Origin of the sequence: Microbacterium sp. NPDC058269 (genome assembly GCF_042881445.1) — a bacterium.
Classification (GTDB): Bacteria; Actinomycetota; Actinomycetes; order Actinomycetales; family Microbacteriaceae; genus Microbacterium.
The window spans coordinates 245,641-264,221 of sequence record NZ_JBHVXT010000003.1; the positions used below are offsets into that span (position 1 = coordinate 245,641).

Annotated in this window: 16 protein-coding genes and 1 tRNA gene; 13 read left to right on the forward strand and 4 right to left on the reverse strand. The window is 68.3% G+C overall.

The annotated features are described in order from the left end of the window. The first annotated feature begins 23 nt into the window (after positions 1 to 23). On the forward strand, positions 24 to 686 hold the full coding sequence (locus ACFVWL_RS14765; protein WP_387184226.1) for a GntR family transcriptional regulator: 663 nt from the start codon (positions 24 to 26) through the stop codon (positions 684 to 686). 13 nt (positions 687 to 699) lie between these two features. On the opposite strand, the gene ACFVWL_RS14770 is transcribed toward ACFVWL_RS14765, so the two are convergent. Next, complete coding sequence (locus ACFVWL_RS14770; protein WP_387184229.1) at positions 700 to 1,653, reverse strand: hypothetical protein; 954 nt, start codon at positions 1,651 to 1,653, stop codon at positions 700 to 702. Positions 1,654 to 1,737: 84 nt separating this feature from the next. Between ACFVWL_RS14770 and ACFVWL_RS14775 the strand changes: the two genes are divergently transcribed. The 3 genes from ACFVWL_RS14775 (at position 1,738) to serA (ending at position 4,262) form a co-directional block, all read left to right on the forward strand. Continuing rightward, on the forward strand, positions 1,738 to 2,202 hold the full coding sequence (locus ACFVWL_RS14775; RefSeq protein WP_387184232.1) for a hypothetical protein: 465 nt from the start codon (positions 1,738 to 1,740) through the stop codon (positions 2,200 to 2,202). Then, positions 2,199 to 2,534, forward strand: a complete 336-nt coding sequence (locus ACFVWL_RS14780; protein WP_387184234.1) for a hypothetical protein — start codon at positions 2,199 to 2,201, stop codon at positions 2,532 to 2,534. Before ACFVWL_RS14775 ends, ACFVWL_RS14780 begins: the two co-directional genes overlap by 4 nt. Before the next feature lie 123 nt (positions 2,535 to 2,657). Next, positions 2,658 to 4,262: a phosphoglycerate dehydrogenase gene (gene serA / locus ACFVWL_RS14785; RefSeq protein ID WP_387184237.1), complete on the forward strand. Its 1,605-nt coding sequence runs from the start codon at positions 2,658 to 2,660 to the stop codon at positions 4,260 to 4,262. A gap of 78 nt (positions 4,263 to 4,340) precedes the next feature. Here serA and ACFVWL_RS14790 read toward each other — a convergent pair whose 3' ends face one another. Next, the gene (locus ACFVWL_RS14790) at positions 4,341 to 4,883 is read right to left on the reverse strand and encodes a TetR/AcrR family transcriptional regulator (RefSeq protein WP_387184240.1); all 543 of its coding nucleotides are present in this window, start codon (positions 4,881 to 4,883) and stop codon (positions 4,341 to 4,343) included. Positions 4,884 to 4,978: 95 nt separating this feature from the next. Here ACFVWL_RS14790 and ACFVWL_RS14795 point away from each other — a divergent pair, with 95 nt between their 5' ends. From ACFVWL_RS14795 to ACFVWL_RS14830, 8 genes are all read left to right on the forward strand, one after another. After that, on the forward strand, positions 4,979 to 6,514 hold the full coding sequence (locus ACFVWL_RS14795) for an MFS transporter (protein ID WP_387184243.1): 1,536 nt from the start codon (positions 4,979 to 4,981) through the stop codon (positions 6,512 to 6,514). 82 nt (positions 6,515 to 6,596) lie between these two features. Continuing rightward, entirely contained in the window at positions 6,597 to 7,640 is a 1,044-nt protein-coding gene (locus ACFVWL_RS14800; RefSeq protein ID WP_387184246.1) for a 3-isopropylmalate dehydrogenase, read from the forward strand. A 60-nt stretch (positions 7,641 to 7,700) separates the two neighbouring features. Beyond that, complete coding sequence (locus ACFVWL_RS14805; protein ID WP_387184248.1) at positions 7,701 to 8,801, forward strand: branched-chain amino acid aminotransferase; 1,101 nt, start codon at positions 7,701 to 7,703, stop codon at positions 8,799 to 8,801. A gap of 30 nt (positions 8,802 to 8,831) precedes the next feature. Beyond that, complete coding sequence (locus ACFVWL_RS14810) at positions 8,832 to 9,608, forward strand: fumarylacetoacetate hydrolase family protein (RefSeq protein WP_387184250.1); 777 nt, start codon at positions 8,832 to 8,834, stop codon at positions 9,606 to 9,608. Further along, complete coding sequence (locus ACFVWL_RS14815) at positions 9,605 to 10,864, forward strand: MFS transporter (protein WP_387184252.1); 1,260 nt, start codon at positions 9,605 to 9,607, stop codon at positions 10,862 to 10,864. The genes ACFVWL_RS14810 and ACFVWL_RS14815 overlap by 4 nt, the downstream gene beginning before the upstream one ends. After that, positions 10,861 to 11,625, forward strand: a complete 765-nt coding sequence (locus tag ACFVWL_RS14820) for a class I SAM-dependent methyltransferase (protein ID WP_387184254.1) — start codon at positions 10,861 to 10,863, stop codon at positions 11,623 to 11,625. The genes ACFVWL_RS14815 and ACFVWL_RS14820 overlap by 4 nt, the downstream gene beginning before the upstream one ends. 53 nt (positions 11,626 to 11,678) lie before the next feature. Continuing rightward, on the forward strand, positions 11,679 to 13,184 hold the full coding sequence (gene gltX, locus ACFVWL_RS14825; protein ID WP_387184256.1) for a glutamate--tRNA ligase: 1,506 nt from the start codon (positions 11,679 to 11,681) through the stop codon (positions 13,182 to 13,184). Positions 13,185 to 13,283: 99 nt separating this feature from the next. Further along, positions 13,284 to 13,355 (forward strand) — tRNA-Gln (locus ACFVWL_RS14830). A gap of 409 nt (positions 13,356 to 13,764) precedes the next feature. Here ACFVWL_RS14830 and ACFVWL_RS14835 read toward each other — a convergent pair. Together ACFVWL_RS14835 and ACFVWL_RS14840 are read right to left on the reverse strand one after the other, a co-directional pair. Further along, positions 13,765 to 16,788, reverse strand: a complete 3,024-nt coding sequence (locus ACFVWL_RS14835; RefSeq protein ID WP_387184258.1) for a LamG domain-containing protein — start codon at positions 16,786 to 16,788, stop codon at positions 13,765 to 13,767. 62 nt (positions 16,789 to 16,850) lie between these two features. Next, positions 16,851 to 17,558: an HAD family hydrolase gene (locus ACFVWL_RS14840; RefSeq protein WP_387184260.1), complete on the reverse strand. Its 708-nt coding sequence runs from the start codon at positions 17,556 to 17,558 to the stop codon at positions 16,851 to 16,853. Positions 17,559 to 17,751: 193 nt separating this feature from the next. Between ACFVWL_RS14840 and ACFVWL_RS14845 the strand changes: the two genes are divergently transcribed. After that, entirely contained in the window at positions 17,752 to 18,507 is a 756-nt protein-coding gene (locus tag ACFVWL_RS14845) for a GntR family transcriptional regulator (protein ID WP_387184262.1), read from the forward strand. The last annotated feature ends 74 nt before the right edge of the window (positions 18,508 to 18,581 follow it).

Below are 18,581 nucleotides of genomic sequence, written 5' to 3' on the forward strand. Positions count from 1 at the left end.
TGCAGCTTCGATAGGCTGACCGGATGACCAGCACACCGGAGACACCGCTGGGAGTCGTCGGCGTCGTGGATGCGGTGACGGCCCAGCTGCGCGGTCGCATCCTCAGCGGCGAGATCCGTTCGGGAGATCCGCTCACGGAAGCCGCGGTGTCGCAGGCGTTCGGCGTCGCCCGTCCGAGCGCGAAGGCGGCGATCGAGCAGCTCGTGGCGAGCGGTCTCCTGGTGCGTACGGCGCATCGGAGCGCGCGAGTGGTCGGCATCGACCCCGAGACCGTACGCGACGTGTACCGCACTCGGACCCGCCTCGAGAGCGCGGCGCTCCGCGAGCTCGCCTCGACCAGGAGCGTCCCGCGTGCTGCGCTCGACGCGAACGCGGAGATCCTGGCGATGCCCTCCGGCCCCGACCCGGCGACGGTCGGTCCCGATCTGAGGTTCCACACCGCTCTCATCGACGCGCTCGACAGTGAGCGAACAGGCCGCATGTACCGCAGCGTCCTCGACGAGGTGCGGCTGTGCATGGCGCAGGTGCAGGGGCGCCGCCTGCTCGACGCTTCGGACATCGGGGCTCAGCACGCTGACATCCTCGATGCGGTCGCGTCAGGGGAGGGGGAGCGCGCAGCGGCCCTTCTCGACGCGCACCTCTCCTCGGCCGAGGAGCGGCTCGTGGAGGCGCTCGACGCGGACTAGCGTCGAACCGGCGTCACTGCGCCGGTGCTTCCTCGACCACGATGGGTGCTTCGGCGGGATCGGCCCACACCGGTGCCGGCAGCACCGTATCGACTTGACCTGCCTGGATCGCGCGCAGTGCCTCGGTGATCTCCTCGTCGTTCTCGGGAACGGGGAGATCGCATGCCCGCAGCTCGGAGGCGAACTGCAGCGTCAGGCGGATCTTGCCCGCCTCGACGGCCTGAGCGGTCGTGCCGGTGCGGATCTCGCTTCCGGTCTGGATCGCCGAGACCTCATCGCAGACGTGGTAGACCTTGCCGCCGTCTACCCAGACGACCTCGTCCTTGCCGAGGAGCTGGATCACGGCCGACTGGTCGGCCGTGTACTGCTCGACCGACGGCGGGGTGAAGTCGACGCCGATGACGACCGCCAGGGCGGCAAGGGCCACGCCGACGATTCCGGCGGTGGTCTTCTGGCCCTTGTCCATGTCCTTGTTGAGGAAGATCAGGATGACCAGCGGCAGGAACGCGACGACCGCGATGATCGCGCCGAGCTGGTTCTGCACGAAGAATCGCGTCTTGTCCGCCTTGCGCGCGGGGTCGAGGCGATTCGCCTTCTTCCACAGCACCGAGCCGGTGATCGACAGGGCCGCGATCACGACGAGCAGCACGAGGAGGGCGATGAACGCCCACTGCGGGAATGTCGCGGTGACGCCCTGCTCTTCCAGGAGGCCCGTGTCGGGGTCTCGGAGGAGTGTGCCGTCCTCACCGACGAACACACGCTGACGCAGAAGCCAGAAGATCCCGACGCCCTCGCCGATGATCGCGACAGCCCAGAGGATGGCGGCGATCCAGCGGAAACGTGTAGCGGCGGCCTTGGCATCAGGAGTGGGGACCCAACCGGCAGGGGGCTCCGCAGTGGTGTTCCTGGCGGACCGTCCGGCGCCGGCGCCGGTGTTGTCGCTCTCCGCGTTCTCGCTCGCAGCCACGGTGCTCCCTTTCCCCTCCGATGCCCGCCGTTCCGGCTCAAGGCAACCCCGATCCTAGTGGACCGGGTGTCCTACGCTGGGGAGATGACTTCCGATTCCGACGACGCCCTCAACTGGGACGGCGACGAGGCCTCCACGCCGAAGGATCGCGCTCTCCCGCACGGCTGGAACGCCGTCGGCAAGGGTAGCGATGATGTGGGAACGATCGAGGACGACGGCACCGTCACTTCTGCACCCGTCGACGAGCCCGCAGGGCTGAGCACGCCGATGCTGCTCCTCGTGGGCGTCGTCGGCGGCGTCTACCTCCTCTACACGATCGGCTGGATCGTCGGCGGGCTGCGGCTTCAGCCCCTGGCGTCCTTCCTGGTGTCGGATGTGATGTTCCTGCCGTGGTTCTTCCTCGCGATCGCCGCGCCCGCACTGTGGTTCCTGGCGAGCTGGGTGCTCACCCGGGGGAGGGCGGCCTGGCTTCGCGTCGCCGTGCTGCTCGCGGGAGTCGTGCTCCTCGTCCCCTGGCCCTTCGTCACCGTGGGGGTGATCGGATCATGACCACGTCGTCGACCGAAGCGCAGGTCTCTGCGGGATCTCCGCGCTGGCTCGTCGGGCTCGTCATCGGCCTGGCGGGGCTCTTCTACGCCTACGCCGTCTGGAACGCCGTGGCGCATCTGATCACGATGGCGCAGACCGGTCTGACCGGCGGGGGGTGGGCGACCCTGCTGTTCGGCGTCGCCTTCCCCGCCATCGTGTTCGCCTTCGCCTACGTCATCGGCCGACGGCGCGGAGTGGGTGAGCTGGCGCTCGTCTTCCTCGCCGGACTCGGTGTCGTCGCGGTGTTCTGGATGAGTCTGATCGCGCTGAGCCTCACCATGCCCAGCGCGTGAGCCGCCTGTCGTGCCGTGTCACACGGCACGGAGCGCTGCCCCTGCTCCGGTAGAGTTGACGCGATCGCGCCCCCATGGTGTGCGGCGCATCGGCCCCTGCCGCGCTGCCCCGAAGGATCCACTGTGCCGAAGCCTGTCGTGCTTATCGCCGAAGTACTCTCTCCCGCCACGATCGACGCTCTCGGTCCCGACTTCGACGTCCGCGACGTCGACGGCACCGACCGTGAGGCGCTGTTCGCAGCCCTCGCCGACGCCGATGCCGTGCTGGTCCGCTCGGCGACGCGCATCGACGAAGAGGCATTGAGCCACGCCCCGAAGCTGAAGGTCGTCGCCCGCGCCGGAGTCGGTCTCGACAACGTCGACATCAAGGCGGCCACGGCTGCGGGCGTCATGGTCGTGAACGCACCGACCTCGAACATCGTCTCGGCCGCCGAGCTCACGGTCGGTCACATCCTGAGCCTGGCCCGCCGCATCCCGGCCGCTCACGCCTCGCTGTCCGCCGGCGCGTGGAAGCGCAGCTCGTTCACCGGCGCCGAACTGTTCGAGAAGACGGTCGGCATCGTCGGCCTCGGCCGCATCGGTGCGCTCGTCGCCGCCCGCCTCGCTGCCTTCGACATGCGCGTCGTCGCCTACGACCCCTACGTCACCTCCGCTCGCGCGCAGCAGCTGGGTGTGCAGCTGCTCTCGCTCGATGAGCTCGTGGCCGAGTCCGACTTCCTGACCATCCACATGCCCAAGACCCCCGAGACCACGGGCATGATCGGCGCCGAGCAGTTCACGGCCATGAAGCCGACCGCTTTCGTGGTCAACGTCGCGCGCGGTGGCCTGATCGATGAGGAGGCGCTGCACGCGGCCCTCGTCGCGGGTGAGATCGCCGGTGCGGGTCTCGACGTCTTCACCTCCGAGCCCCCGGCAGAGGGGGGGACCGCTCGTCCGCTCCTCGAGCTTCCCAACGTCGTCGTCACCCCGCACCTGGGCGCCAGCACCGAAGAAGCGCAGGAGAAGGCCGGTGTCTCGGTCGCCCGCTCGGTGCGCCTCGCCCTCGGCGGCGACCTCGTGCCGGATGCGGTGAACGTCGCCGGCGGTGTCATCGACCCCTACGTGCGCCCCGGCATCTCCCTCGTCGAGAAGCTCGGGCAGATCTTCGCCGCACTCGCCGCCTCTCCGCTCACCAGCCTCGACGTCGAGGTGCACGGCGAGTTGAACGACTACGACGTGAGCGTGCTCAAGCTCGCAGCGCTCAAGGGCGTCTTCACGAACATCGTCAGCGAGACGGTCTCCTACGTCAACGCGCCGCTCCTTGCCGAGCAGCGCGGCATCGCAGTGCGTCTGATCAAGGACGACGTGAGCGACGAGTACCGCAACGTGATCACGCTCAGCGGTGCACTCTCCGATGGCTCGCAGTTGTCGGTCTCCGGAACGCTCACCGGACCGAAGCAGACCGAGAAGCTGGTCGGCATCAACGACCACACGCTCGAACTGCCGATCGAGAAGCACCACGTCGTGATGCTCTACACCGACCGCCCCGGCATCGTCGCGGTCTACGGTCAGAAGTTCGGCGAAGCAGGCATCAACATCGCGGGCATGCAGATCGCCCGCCAGGCGGCCGGCGCGCAGGCGCTCAGCGTGCTCACGCTCGACTCGCCGGTGTCCGAGGATCTGCTGGACGACGTGAGCGGTGCGATCGACGCCGACCTCTTCCGCCAGATCGAGATCACCGAGATCTGATCGGCAGGCCTATGCACGAGGGCGGGAGCGCGACGCTCCCGCCCTCGTGCGGGTTGCGGAGGGTTCAGTCCGTCGCCCTCATGACGTCGCTTTGAGGACCAGGGTGATCAGCTCGGCCAGTTCATCACTGCGGGGGACCAGGCGCTCCGGTCCGTGCACGTCGAGCGAGTTGTTGAAGTAGAGGCCGTCGCTGACGAGCATCACGAGATCGAGGCTCGCATTGTCGCGCACGTGCGGACGGATCGTCTCCGCCCAGCGCTGCCTCGTCTCGCGGAGCATGTCCGCCGCCGGGATCGAGCCGCCCTGGGCGAGCCGCGTCGCGGCGATGAGGACGCGATCGAGGGCGTCGTCTTCCATCACCGACGTACGCACGTAGTAGGCGACGGGCCCCTCTTCCGCTGACGTCATCCGTTCGAGGTCTAGGGTCGTGAGACGGTCCAGCCGTTGGACGAGCCCTGCCTCGAGCTCATCCTTCGATCCGAAGTGGTAGAGCAGCCCGCCCTTGGAGACGCCGGCCGCCTTGGCGGTCGCGTCGAGCGTCGCAGCCCGCTCGCCGTCTTCGATGAGGATCGCTTCGAAGGCGTCGAGCACCTTCTCGCGAGCGAGGGGAGGTCGGGGCATCGTGGATCCTCTGCACAGGGGAGGGGTGGGAATTCTGTTACTATACCATCCGGACGGTTCACTAACCGTCCGCTCACGATTCTGAGAGGTGTTCCATGACCCGTACTGCGTCGATCCCGACGACAGAGACGGATGCGCCCCGCGTCGGAGCCCGAGGCTGGGCGGCGCTCGTCGTCCTCATGCTGCCGGTGCTGCTGGTGTCGGTGGACAACACGGTGCTGAGCTTCGCGCTCCCCGAGATCTCCATCGCGCTCGCCCCCACGGGAGCCGAGCAGCTATGGATCATCGACGTGTACCCCCTGGTGCTCGCCGGACTCCTCGTCACGATGGGCACGCTGGGCGACCGCTTCGGTCGACGCCGGATGCTGCTGATCGGAGCGACCGGCTTCGCCGCGGTCTCCGCCCTCGCGGCGTTCGCACCGACCGCCGGGCTGCTCATCGCCGCCCGCGCGCTCCTGGGCTTCTTCGGTGCCATGCTGATGCCGTCGACGCTCTCCCTCCTGCGTTCGATCTTCCAGAACCGCGACCAGCGCCGCATGGCCATCGCGGTGTGGGCCTCGGCGTTCTCCGCCGGGTCGGCGCTGGGCCCGATCGTGGGCGGCATCCTCCTCGAGCACTTCGCATGGGGGTCTGTCTTCCTGATCGCCGTGCCCGTGCTCATCCCGTTGCTCATCGCCGCGCCGCTGCTGGTCCCCGAGAGCCGTGACCCGAACCCGGGGCGGATCGACCTGATCAGTATCGCCTTGTCGATGGCGACCATGATCCCGGTGGTCTACGCGATCAAGTCCCTGGCGGTGGACGGCCCGAGCCTTACGGCCGGCGCGTGGGCACTTCTCGGCTTCGGGATGGGCTACCTGTTCGTCCGTCGCCAGCTGCGGGTGAAGAGCCCGATGCTCGACATGGCGCTCTTCCGTCGCGGTTCGTTCTCCGGAGCGATCCTGGTGAACCTGCTCAGTGTCGTCGCACTCGTGGGCTTCCTCTACTTCGTGTCGCAGCATCTGCAGCTCGTCCTCGGCCTGTCGCCGATGATGGCCGGTTTCGCACTGGTCCCTGGAATGCTCGCGATGATCGTCGCCGGGCTCTCGGTCGTGCCGGTCTCGCGCCGGGTGCCTCCGCATATCGTCATCCCCGCCGGGCTGGCGTTCTCGGTGGCCGGATACCTGATCGTGGCGTTCACGACGCATGAGCACGGTGTCCTGCCGCTCGTGGTGGCGTTCGTGGTGCTGGGCATCGGCATCGGTGCGGCGGAGACGATCTCCAACGAGCTGATCCTGTCGAGCGCCCCTGCGGCCAAGGCGGGGGCGGCGAGCGCCGTGTCCGAGACCGCGTACGAGCTCGGCGCCGTGCTGGGAACGGCAGTGCTCGGCGGCATCATCACGGCGTTCTACCGGGGCGCGCTCGTGCTTCCGGACGGACTGCCGACCGACGTCGCACACGCGGCGGGCGAGACGCTCGCCGGCGCGTACACGGCGGCGCAGGCGCTTCCTGGGCAGCTCGGGACAGCGCTGTGGGATGCGGCTGCTGCCGCGTTCGGCTCCGGCGTGATGGTGACGTCGCTGATCGGCGCGGGCCTCGTGGTCGTCGCCGGAGTGATCGCCGCCGTCACACTGCGCAAGGCCCCCTCGCACTGACCAGTACGCTGGGAGGACCGGCTCGCTCGACACTCGTCGGGCCAGGGCCGGTCCATCCCCGTGCAGTGCGCAAGGAGTGTCAATGTCGCGTGTCGTGAAGCTGGCCGTCATCCCCGGTGACGGCATCGGACCCGAGGTCATCGCCGAGGCGGAGAAGGTGCTCGACGCCGTCACGGCCGACAGCGGTGTGGTCTTCGACAAGACCCGTTTCTCGCTCGGTGCCGGACGCTTCCTCGAGACCGGCGACACGCTCACGGATGACGACCTCGCGGCCATCGCCTCGAACGATGCGATCCTGCTCGGCGCGGTCGGCGGCACCCCCGGCGACCCGCGCCTGAAAGACGCCAACATCGAGCGGGGGCTGCTGCTGAAGCTGCGCTTCACTCTCGACCACTACGTGAACCTGCGTCCGTCGAAGCTCTTCGTCGGTGCGCCCGGCCCCCTGTCCGACCCGGGCGAGATCGACTTCGTCGTGGTGCGTGAAGGCACGGAGGGACCCTACGTCGGCAACGGCGGCGCGATCCGCAAGGGCACGCCGCACGAGGTCGCGAACGAGACCTCGGTGAACACCGCATTCGGCGTCGAGCGCGTCGTGCGCTACGCGTTCGACCTCGCGGAGCGCCGTCGAAAGAAGGTGACGCTCGTGCACAAGACCAACGTTCTCGTGCACGCCGGCGCGATCTGGCAGCGCATCGTGAACGAGGTCGCAGCCGGGCACCCCGGCGTCGCCGTCGACTACCTGCACGTCGACGCCGCCACGATCTTTCTCGTCACCGACCCCTCGCGCTTCGACGTGATCGTCACCGACAACCTGTTCGGCGACATCCTCACCGACCTCGCGGGTGCGGTCACGGGGGGCATCGGCCTCGCCGCCTCGGGGAACATCAACCCCGACGGCGCGTTCCCGTCGATGTTCGAGCCCGTGCACGGCTCGGCGCCCGACATCGCGGGGCAGCAGAAGGCCGACCCGACCGCCGCGATCCTCTCGATCGCGCTGCTGCTCGACCACCTCGGTCTCGCCGAGGAATCCGCGCGCGTGAGCGCCGCGGTCGAGGCCGACATCGCCGCTCGCACGGCGACCCGCACGACGGCGGAGATCGGCTCCGCGATCACTGCACGCCTCTGACCGCAGGCGTAGGCTGAACGGGCGCGAGGATGCGCCCACCCACGAGGAATGGAAGATGAGATGACGACCATCGATGCCGAGGCGACCGTGGCTCCCCTGGAGTTCGCCGTCACGAAGAATTTGACTGCTGCGTCGCCCGCACGGCTCGCCGAGGTGCTGGAGAATCCGGGCTTCGGGGTGGTCTTCACCGATCACATGGTCGACATCTGCTGGTCCGCCAAGGGCGGCTGGCACCGTCCGCGCGTACAGCCCTACGGTCCGATACCGCTCGACCCCGCGGCGTCGGTGTTGCACTACGCGCAGGAGATCTTCGAGGGCATCAAGGCCTACCGTCACGCCGACGGCTCGATCCACACGTTCCGCCCCGACCGCAACGCCGCACGTCTGCAGGCCAGCGCCCGCCGCCTCGCACTGCCGGAGCTCCCGACCGAGTACTTCATCCAATCGCTGCGCGAGCTCATCGCCGTCGACGGACGGTGGGTGCCCACAGGTGCGGACCAGAGCCTCTACCTGCGCCCGTTCATGTTCGCCAAGGAGGCCTTCCTCGGTGTGCGTGCCGCGCAGAAGGTCGCCTACTACGTGATCGCCAGCCCTGCAGGCGCCTACTTCTCCGGTGGTGTGAAGCCAGTGCGCATCTGGCTCTCCGAAGAGTATGCGCGCGCAGGCAAGGGCGGCACGGGCAAGGCGAAGACCGGCGGCAACTACGCATCGAGCCTGCTCGCACAGAGCGAGGCGAGTGCCAAGGGCTGTGACCAGGTCGTGTTCCTGAACGAGAAGCGCGACGTCGAAGAGCTCGGCGGCATGAACGTCGTCTTCGTCTTCAAGGACGGCCGCGTCGTCACTCCCGAGTCGGACAGCATCCTCGAGGGCATCACGCGCGACTCTCTCCTGCAGCTTGCCGAGGACCGCGGCTACACGGTCGAGAAGCGGCCGATCTCGATCGACGAGTGGCGCGAGGGCGTGGCCTCCGGCGACATCGTCGAGGTGTTCGCGTGCGGCACGGCCGCGGTCGTCACCCCGATCGGCGCGCTCGTCGGCGACGGGTTCGATGAGCCGCAGCCGTTGGGCGAGCTCGCGCTCTCCCTGCGCGAGGAGCTCACCGACATCCAGTACGGCCGTCGCGAGGACAAGCACGGCTGGCTCCTGCGCCTCGACGCCTGAGCCCCGGGCGCGCTCGCTAGGCTGGATCCCATGAAGATCGCCCGGTTCAGCCACGACGAAGCCATCATGTACGGGATCATCGACGAGCGCGAGCTCGTCGTGCTCGCTGGAGACCCGATGTTCACCGGGTACGAGACCACCGGCGCCCGCGTGCCGCTCGCGGATGCGGCTCTGCTCGCCCCGGTGATCCCGCGGTCGAAGGTCGTCTGCGTCGGCAAGAACTATCACGACCACGCGGCCGAGATGGGGGGAGAGGCTCCCGAGGAGCCGCTGCTGTTCCTCAAGCCCAACACCTCCGTGATCGGACCCGGCGACGCGATCGTGCGTCCGACTCTCTCCGATCGCACCGAGTACGAGGGCGAGCTCGTCGTGGTGATCGGCAAGATCGCGAAGAACGTCAAGGCCGAGAACGCGCGCGACTACGTGCTTGGCTACACGATCGGCAACGACGTCACCGCTCGCGACCTCCAGCGCAAGGACGGTCAGTGGTCGCGCGCGAAGGGCTTCGATACGTTCTGCCCGCTCGGACCGGTGATCGAGACCGACTTCGACCCGGCGAACGCGACGATCGAGACGCGGGTGAACGGCGAGGTGCGCCAGCACGCCCCGCTCACCGACATGATCCACTCGGTACCGGCGATCATCGAGTACGCCTCGGCGGTGTTCACCCTGCTTCCCGGCGATGTCATCATGACGGGCACGCCGGCCGGTGTCGGCACGTTCGTTGCCGGAGACGTCGTCGAGGTCGAGATCTCGGGGCTGGGTATCCTGCGCAACACCGTGCGCGACGCCGTACCCGCGCCATGACCGACGTCGCCCTGACGGCGGCGCAGCAGACTTCGGTCCAGCGGCGCACCGTGCTGGTGCTGTCGTTCGGGCAGGTGCTGGGGGGAATCGCCTTCGGGGCCACGGTCTCGCTCGGCGCGCTCCTGGCGGCCGACATCTCGGGGAACGACGCACTGTCGGGTCTCGCCACGGCCTCCGTGACGTTGGGTGCGGCGGCGTGTGCCATTCCGCTCGCCAGACTCGCGGCTCGCGTCGGACGGCGTCGTGCTCTCACGCTCGGCAACCTCTTCGCGCTGGTGGGCATCGTCGTCGTGATCCTCGCCGCCTCGTTGCGGATGTTCCCCCTTCTGCTCGCCGGGATTCTGATGATCGGCGCGGGCAATGCGGGAAACCTGCAGTCGCGATTCGCGGCGACCGATCTCGCCGCGCCGCAGCATCGAGGCAGAGATCTGTCGATCGTCGTCTGGTCGACCACCATCGGCGGAGTCGCAGGGCCGCTTCTGCTCGGTCCTGGCGAGATCGTCGGGCAGGCGGTCGGGATGCCGCCGCAGACCGGCTCCTATCTGTTCTCCTTCGTCGCGCAGTGCGTGGCGTTGGTGTTGTACATCGTCGCTCTGCGCCCGGACCCGCTCCTCGCGGCACAGCGTCTGGCGAAGGCGGCGGCTGCCGCGACAGGGGTGCCTCAGGCGGACCGCCCGCGAGTCGCGCGATATGCGATCTTCGCGATCGCCGGTTCTCACGTCGTCATGGCATCGGTCATGGCGATGACGCCGGTGCACCTGTCGCACATGGCGCACGGCGCCGGTGGCATGGCCGCGAGTCCGGCTGATGTGTCGGCGCTGGTGGGGATCACCATCGCTCTGCATGTCGGCGGGATGTACGCTCTGTCGCCGGTGTTCGGTGTGCTGGCCGACCGCTGGGGCCGACTCAAGGTCGTGCTGCTCGGACAGGTGCTGCTGGCCGGAGCCCTCGCATTCGCCGTGTTCACGGGCACGGAGGCCTGGGGGGTGATGGTCGCGCTCATTCTGCTGGGCCTGGGATGGAGCGCGGCGACGGTGGCCGGCGCCGCTCTGCTCACAGAGGCATCCGCACCCGAGCTGCGCACACGTCGGCAGGGGCGCAGCGACTCGCTGATGAGCCTCTCGGCCGCAGCCGGATCCGTACTGGCCGGTGTGGTCCTGTCGAACTTCCAGTATTCGGGCCTCGGCATCGCCGCGTTCGTCCTGGTCATCGCGATCGTGGCGCTGTCTCCGCTGGCGCGTAGCGGAGCACGATGAAGGACTGGGCTGGAGTGGGAGAGGCGTACTCGGCCTCCTACGCTGCGCTCTGTGCCGGAACCTTCGCCACGATGCGCGATGCGCTGGGTGAGCAGGACGGGCGGACGCTGCTCGATGTCGGTTCAGGGGACGGCACGCTCGCTGCCGCCTGGTCGGACGCCGGATGGAACGTGACCGCGTGCGAGCCGGAGGAGTCGATGCGCGCCGCTTCACGGCGGCTGCATCCTCTGATCGAGACGATCGATGGGGGGCTGCCTGTCCTGCCGCTCGCCGACGGATCGTTCGATGCCGTCGTGGCGAACTTCGTGTTGAACCATGTCGCCTCTCCACGGGCATCGGCCGCCGAGCTGCGGCGCGTGAGTAGGGGCGTCGTCGTCGCGACCATCTGGACGCTCTCACCCTCGTGGCTCTGGGCGGAGATCACCACACGCGCTGGCATCCAGCCGTTCGCGGGCTCGCGGCTCCCGCCTCACGAGGACTTCGAGCGGACAGTCGGCGGTTTCGACGGCATGCTGCGGGAAGCCGGGCTGGATCACCTCGACGTCACCGAGATCGGGTGGACGTGGGATGCGGCGCCGGAAGCGCTCTGGCGTTCAGTCGAAGGAGGCGTCGCCGGTGCCGGGGCCCTCTACGTCCGACTCGATGCGCAGGAGCGCCAGCGGTTCCGCGCCGCATTCGAGGTTGTGGCGGATGGACGCAGCATTGGCGGAGCACTGCCTCTGGAGCATCGCGCGGCGGTCGCGGTGAGTGCAGCCCCCTGAGCTGCATCGGTCCTCCAGCTGCGCGACGGCCGTCCCCGTAGAATCGAAGGGCTATGGCTACCCCTCACCCCCTCACCACGACTGTCAGTGGTGCCGACGTCCGCGTCCGCTTCTGCCCCTCGCCGACCGGTCTGCCGCATGTCGGCATGGTCCGTACGGCCCTCTACAACTGGGCCTACGCCCGGCACAACGGCGGAAAGATGGTGTTCCGCATCGAGGACACCGATGCCGCCCGTGACAGCGAAGAGAGCTTCCGTCAGCTGGTCGACGCGCTCACCTGGCTCAAGATCGACTGGGATGAGGGTGTCGAGGTCGGCGGACCCCACGCTCCCTATCGGCAGTCGGAGCGTCATGACATCTACCGCGAGGTGATCGACAAGCTCATCGCGACGGGCGCCCTCTATGAGAGCTACTCGACGGCTGAGGAGATCGACGCACGCAACGAGGCGGCCGGTCGTGCCAAGCAGCTCGGGTACGACAACTTCGACCGCGACCTCACCGACGAGCAGAAAGAGGCGTTCCGCGCCGAAGGCCGTCAGCCCGCCCTGCGCCTGCGCGTGCCGGATGAGGACGTCACCTATGTCGACCTCATCCGCGGCGAGGTCACCTTCCCCGCCGGCTCGTTCCCCGACTTCGTGGTCGTGCGCCCGAACGGCGTGCCGCTGTACACGTTCGTGAACCCGGTCGACGATGCGCTCATGGGCATCACCCACGTGCTGCGCGGCGAAGACCTCATGCCGTCGACCGCGCGCCAGCTGTCGCTCTACGCCGCCCTCATCGACGCGGGCGTCACGACGTTCGTCCCGCGCTTCGCGCACATGCCGCTCGTGCTGGGAGAGACCGGCAACAAGAAGCTCTCCAAGCGCGACCCGCAGGCCGACCTGTTCCTGCACCGCGACCGCGGATTCATCCCGGAGGGGCTGCTGAACTACCTCGCACTCCTCGGCTGGTCGATCGGTCCCGACCGCGACGTGTTCTCGCTCGACGAGTTCACCGCCGCGTTCGACATCGTCAACGTCAACCCGAACCCGGCACGCTTCGACCAGAAGAAGGCCGAATCGATTAACGGCGACCACATCCGGATGCTGGGGGAGAAGGACTTCGCCGAGCGGACGATCCCGTACCTCGCCGCAGCCGGACTCTTCGACGAGCCCACGCACGAGCAACTGGTGATGGCATTCCGCGTCGCTCCCCTCGTGCAGGAGCGCGTGCAGCTGCTGGGCGAGGTGCCCGGCATGGTGGGCTTCCTCTTCACCGACGAGGTCTCGTACGCCGAGGACGCGCTCAAGGGACTGCCAGCGAACGCGGCTGAAGTGCTCGACGCGTGCGTCGTGGCTCTTGAACCGGTGACCGAGTTCACTCCGGAGAAGATCCAGGAGGCGCTGGCCGCTGAACTGGTCGAGAAGCTCGAACTCAAGCCGCGCATCGCCTACGGCCCGCCGCGTGTGGCCATCACCGGCCGCCGGATCTCGCCGCCGCTGTTCGAGTCGATGGAGCTGCTGGGCAAGGACGAGTCGCTGCGTCGTCTGCGTTCCCTGTCGGCTTTCCTCGCGAGCTGAGCCGCGACGCGCCCGGGCGGCGGCACACGGCACCGGTTTTGGTGTTCCGCCGCCGCTCGGGTAGGCTTGATTCTCGGTGCGAGGCTCCTGTTTCGCCCTTGGGGTATGGTGTAATTGGCAACACGACGGTTTCTGGTTCCGTTATTCTTGGTTCGAGTCCAGGTACCCCAGCAAGATGAAAACCCCCGCTCAGGCGGGGGTTTCTTCGTTTCCGGAGAGAAGAGGGCCTGGAAACTCGCAACGATGGGTGACACCGTGGGGAGATGCGAGAGACCGACACCGATACGGCACCCCGATGGGTCGCTCTGATCGTCATCAGCGCTTTCGGACTCACCTGCGCGATCCTGGTCCTGACCGGGAGTGTGGTTCACCGTCGTCGCGATGGTGCTCCTGGCGATCTCGCAGGCGCTCTTTCTCCTCCGCGTGCGCCGACGCCGACGCGAACGACGCCGCTGAACGTGAACGACGCGGCTGAACAGACGACGCCGTTGAACAGATGACGCCGCTGAAACGCGTCGACGCGGCCCCCTCCCTCCGACCGTCCGAGGACGAGACCGGATGCAGGGGGCCGCTGTCGCGGTCAGGCCGAGCGGCGGCGCAGGTGGAGCAGCCAGGCGCCGGCGGTCAGCAGTGTGGCGCCCAAGCCCGCCCAGACCCAGCCGATCGCCCCGTCCGCACCGGTCGTCGCGAGAGGGTCGGAGTCGCTGTCGGCTCCCGGCGTCGTGCCGGTGCCGGTACCGTTCCCGGGGCCGCCGTTGCCGCTACCGGTCCCGCCGCTACCGTTGCCGCCTTCGCCGGGCGTTCCCGCGTCGACTGCAGCGAATTCCACCGAAGCGAGCACTCTGCTCTGGACGCCGGTGAGTACCAGCTCCGAGCCTTCGATCGCGAAGCTGTCGGCGCCGCTGACCGTGACCGTAGAGCCCTCGATGCCGAAGCCGGCAGCCGGGGCGAGAGTCAGACGCACCTGTCCGCCACGATCGGCGACGCCTTCTGCGGGCGACACGGCGCCTCCGCGCGCCTCGGTGCGATAGCTGTAGCGCACGGCCTGCGCCTCCACGGCATCGACGGCGGCCTTCAGCGCATCGAAGCTCGTGCGCAGCTGCTCCTTCGATGGTGCCGCGGCGGCGCGGGCGACGAGCGCGGACGGAGACCCCGCCAGCAGTGCGGCGCTGTTCGCCGTCGCCGTGGCGAGCGCCCCACCGAGTGCCTGATCGAACACGCGGCCGTTGGCGGCCTCGACCTCGTTCGCATTCATCAGCTCGGTCGCGTACTCGACGGCCTGGGTGAGTGCTGCGTTCTCTGCAGAGGAGTCGTCTGCTGCGAACAGGCTGGCGATCTCGGTGCCGGTCAACGCCGTGTCCCACATCCGCAGGTCGTCCATGTCGAGACCGATGCCGTAGCTCTTGCTCCCGTCGACGCCGACGAGCATGTTCAGCCCGCTGGTCATGCTGCCGATTCCCGCGATGCTCGTCTCCTTGGCTAGCACGCCGTCCATGTAGGTGCTCGCTACGTTCCGTGTGCGGTCCACCGTGATGGTCATGTGGTGCCACGACCCGCGGTACTCCCCGACGTCACCGGTCGCGTAGACGCCGTCGGTACCGTCGCCGAGCGTGAACTCGAGCTTGCCGGTGTTGGTCCCCTCCGGTGCGAGGTTGATGCCGGAGCGGTACCAGTTCGCCCAGTTCTTGTTGCTGATGATCGCGCCATAACCGCTGACGCCGGTCACCTTCGTCCAGAAGCCGATCGTGAGGTCCTTGTCGGTGCCGAGGTCGAATTCGGGGCGGGAACCCAGGTCGACGTAGCTGCTCGCGCCCCCGCCGATGCGTACGGCTGTTCCCGACGCTCCGGGGCGGTCGGAAGTGACGTAGGAGACGGAGCCCACCGGCTTCGCCGCGGGGGCCGTGCCCGCGTGGGTGCCGGTATCACCCAGGTCACCCTCGAACGCGAGGTGCAGGAATTCGCCGTCCGGGGCGGGGGCCGACGTATCGGGGAAGACGGGGAAGACGAGCTCGCCGGCCGTGCGCACCGTGCCGGTGAGAGGCTCGGACGCGTTCTGGAAGTCGTCGAAGGCGGTCACCGTGACCGTGTAGTTCTTGGCCGCCTTCAGACCGCGGATGTCGAAGCCCATCGTGTTCGGCGTCATGTAGAACCGGGAATAGGCCTTGAACGACCCGGTGACGGACTTCGCCGGGTTGTTCCCGAAGTCGGGTAGCTGGTTCGCGCTGAACGACACCGGCTTGCCGGCCTGGTCCCGGATCTCGACCTCGTAGTAGTTCACGAGCTCGTCGTCCTTGGCGTGGTCGAAGCGGAGGGTGAGGGATTCCTCCGCGACATCGGTCGCGGTGACGGCGGCGGAGCCCCACCAGGGGGCGATCGTGCTGCGCTGGTCCGCCGTGTAGGTGAATCCGCTCTTCCCCTTGGCCGTATCGATGACCCACGGCATGCCGATCCACCGCTGGTGGGTCACGTCGAAGCGCCGGATGACGGTGCTGCCGTCGGCGAGCACCGAGACGAAGTTCGCGCTCTTCTGCGGTACCCCGGCGGCGGCGTCGCCCTGATTGCCACCGAAGTACCCGCCCCCGATGAAGTCGCCGGGGACATCCTGGTAGATGTAGTTCATCGATGCGTTCTCGTAGACCGTGAAGTTCTTCTGGAAGATGCTCGTCTCCGGGTTCGACGAGAAGTGCGTGTGCGCGGAGCCCAGCATCACCTGGGGGTAGTCCGCGAGGATGCGCTGCAGATCGGGACCGGCCATGTCGTAGTCACCGTGGAAGGGTCCGCCGAGGGATGTGCCGGCGTATCCGCTGTGGATCGAGACGAAGATCGGCTTCGCGGGGTCGTAGTCGGGCTTCGCGGCGATGTCCTGCAGCGTACTCGTCAGGAAGGCCTGGTAACCCGAGCGCTGCCCGCTGTATCCGAAGGTGCTCGTGCCGTTGTAGTCGAGACCGATGAAGTCGATGCCCTCGACGGTCGTGTGGAAGTTGCTCACGTATCCGGTGTCGGCATTCGGATAGAACCACTCGGGCGCACCGGCGGGCGCGGTCGATCGTGCGGCCTCGAAAGTCGTGCCCATCAGGTCGGCGATGTCGTGGTTGCCCTGGGTGAGCAGCACCTGCGACTCGGGGAAGCTCTCGCGCATGACGCGCTCGACGGCTCGATACCAGCCGGCGACCTTCTCGCTGTCGCCGGCGAGGTGCGCGGAGTACTCGGGATCGTTCGCCCCGACGACGTCACCGTTGTCGACGACGACGCTCGGATCGAAACCATTGGCATCGGCCCAGGAGCGGATCGCCTGGAAGTGGGGCTTCGCCCCCTCGTACGCGACCTGCTCGGAGGTCTTGTCCGCCGTGGCGGCGCCGCCGAGCTCGGTGTCGGACATCGTGATGAATTCGAGCGTCGCGTCTGCATCGTTGTAGGCATCGTTCGCGGCGTCGATGCGCTGCTGCGTCATCGGTTCCGCGGCCGGGGCGACGGCTGCTGCCGGCAAAGCGGGGACGAGCAGGGTGAGCGCCGTGGTGGCGGCGATCACGCCGCCGCCCAAGGCGCGGCGCAGTGCCGCCTCGGGACGGGGGCGCGTCTTCGTCGGATGGTCAGAGGTCAGCATGGCGATTCCTTGCAGGGGTGGGGTGGGGTGGGTGGGGACAGCGGGGGAGAAGCAGGGGCCGTTCAGGGGAGAGCGGGTTCGAGGGTCATCAGGGAAGCGATCCACGGCACGGTCACGGCGCGGAGGTCGGGGATGCACGCCGTCGCGCCGCTCTCGCTCTGCAGCTCGGCTCGGACTTGCACGACGCGGCACCCGACCCTGGCGGCGGCACGGACGCCGACCGCGGAGTCCTCGAACACCAGGCAGGAACCGGGGTCGACGTCGAGCAGGTCGATCGCCCGGAGATAGGGCTCCGGGTGCGGTTTCGTCTGCTGCACGTCGTCAGCGGTGACGACGACGTCGAAGGGGCCGAGGCAGACGCTCTGTGCCACGGCATCGACCCAGCGACGCGTCGAACTCGTCACCAGGGCGAGGCGTATCCCTTCCCGGCGCAGGTATCCCAGTGCCTCTTCAGCGCCGGGAATCCAGGGCAGGCGCCCGCCGAAGGCGTCGATCGTCAAGTCCTCGAGTTCTGCGGCGAGCTCGGTCACGCCATCCGACCGTGTGCCATCCGACTGTGCGCCATCCGACCGTGTGCCATCCGACTGTGCGCCACCCTCGATGAGAGCGCGGGCAGCATCGATGCTGGAGAGTCCCTCGAGGGCGGCCAGCTGTGACGACGACACCGGGGAGCCCATGACGGCGAGCCGGGTGCGGATCACATCGAGCCACACCCGCTCACTGTCGACGAGCGTGCCGTCGAGGTCGAAGAGCACGGCGGAGGGTCGCATGGGGGATTGGTGATCGGGGGAGGGCATCGAGAGGGTCACGGGACGATTACCCCGCCTCGCGGTGTGCGGCGGACGGCGCGCAGATGAACGACCGCTGAACGATGCGCGCTCCGGGGGCCGACACGCGGGACAACTGTGAACTCCTGTCCGCTTCGCGTGATCGTGGCCCCCGTGGCTCCCCTAGTCTGAGACGGTGCCACCGGCGACCCCGCGTCCCCATCGCGAGATCATGAGCGACCTGCTGACGAGGATCATCGATGGAGAGTTCGCCGCGGGATCACGTCTGTCGTCCGAGACGAAACTGGCGCAGCACTACGGCTCGACCCGTGGCACGGTGCGCCGGGCATTGGCGGGACTTCAGGACCGAGGACTCGTCTCGCCGGTCCAGGGTTCGGGATGGATCGTGCGTTCGGGCCGGCAGAGCCAGTCGTTCGAAGAGCTGCGCTCGTTCGCCCAGTGGGCGCGTTCCCAGGGAATGACGCCTGGAGGGCTGGTGCGCCACAAGGAGTTCGGCGAGGCGACCGCGGCCGAAGCGCGCCGCTTGTGGGTGAGCCCGAAGACGCGGGTGCTGCGCGTGACCAGGACGCGCAGCATCGACGGGCGCGATGTGATGCTGGAGCGCACCAGCTACCCCCACTGGATCGCCGATCGGGTCACCGCGATCGCCGATGACGAAGCATCCGTCGTCGAAGCGCTCGATCGCGACTTCGGGGTCGTGACCGCATTCGCGGAGCATGCCATCGACGCCGTCCCGGTCTCGAGCGCCGACGCCGAGCTGCTCGGAGCCCGGCGCGCAAGCCCGCTGTTGCGGGTGCGGCGGGTGAGCTATGCCTCTGCCGGGGAGCCGATCGAGTACGGCGAGGACCGCTACCTGCCGGATACGGTGACGTTCCTGGTCACAGCATCGCGCGAGAGCACGCCGCTCACGCGGACGGAGTTCTCCCGGTAGGCGTTCGGCGACGGGCTGCGCCTGCGGACCGCGTCGCGTCCGAGGATGCCGGGGGCGCCGAGTAATGTGAATAC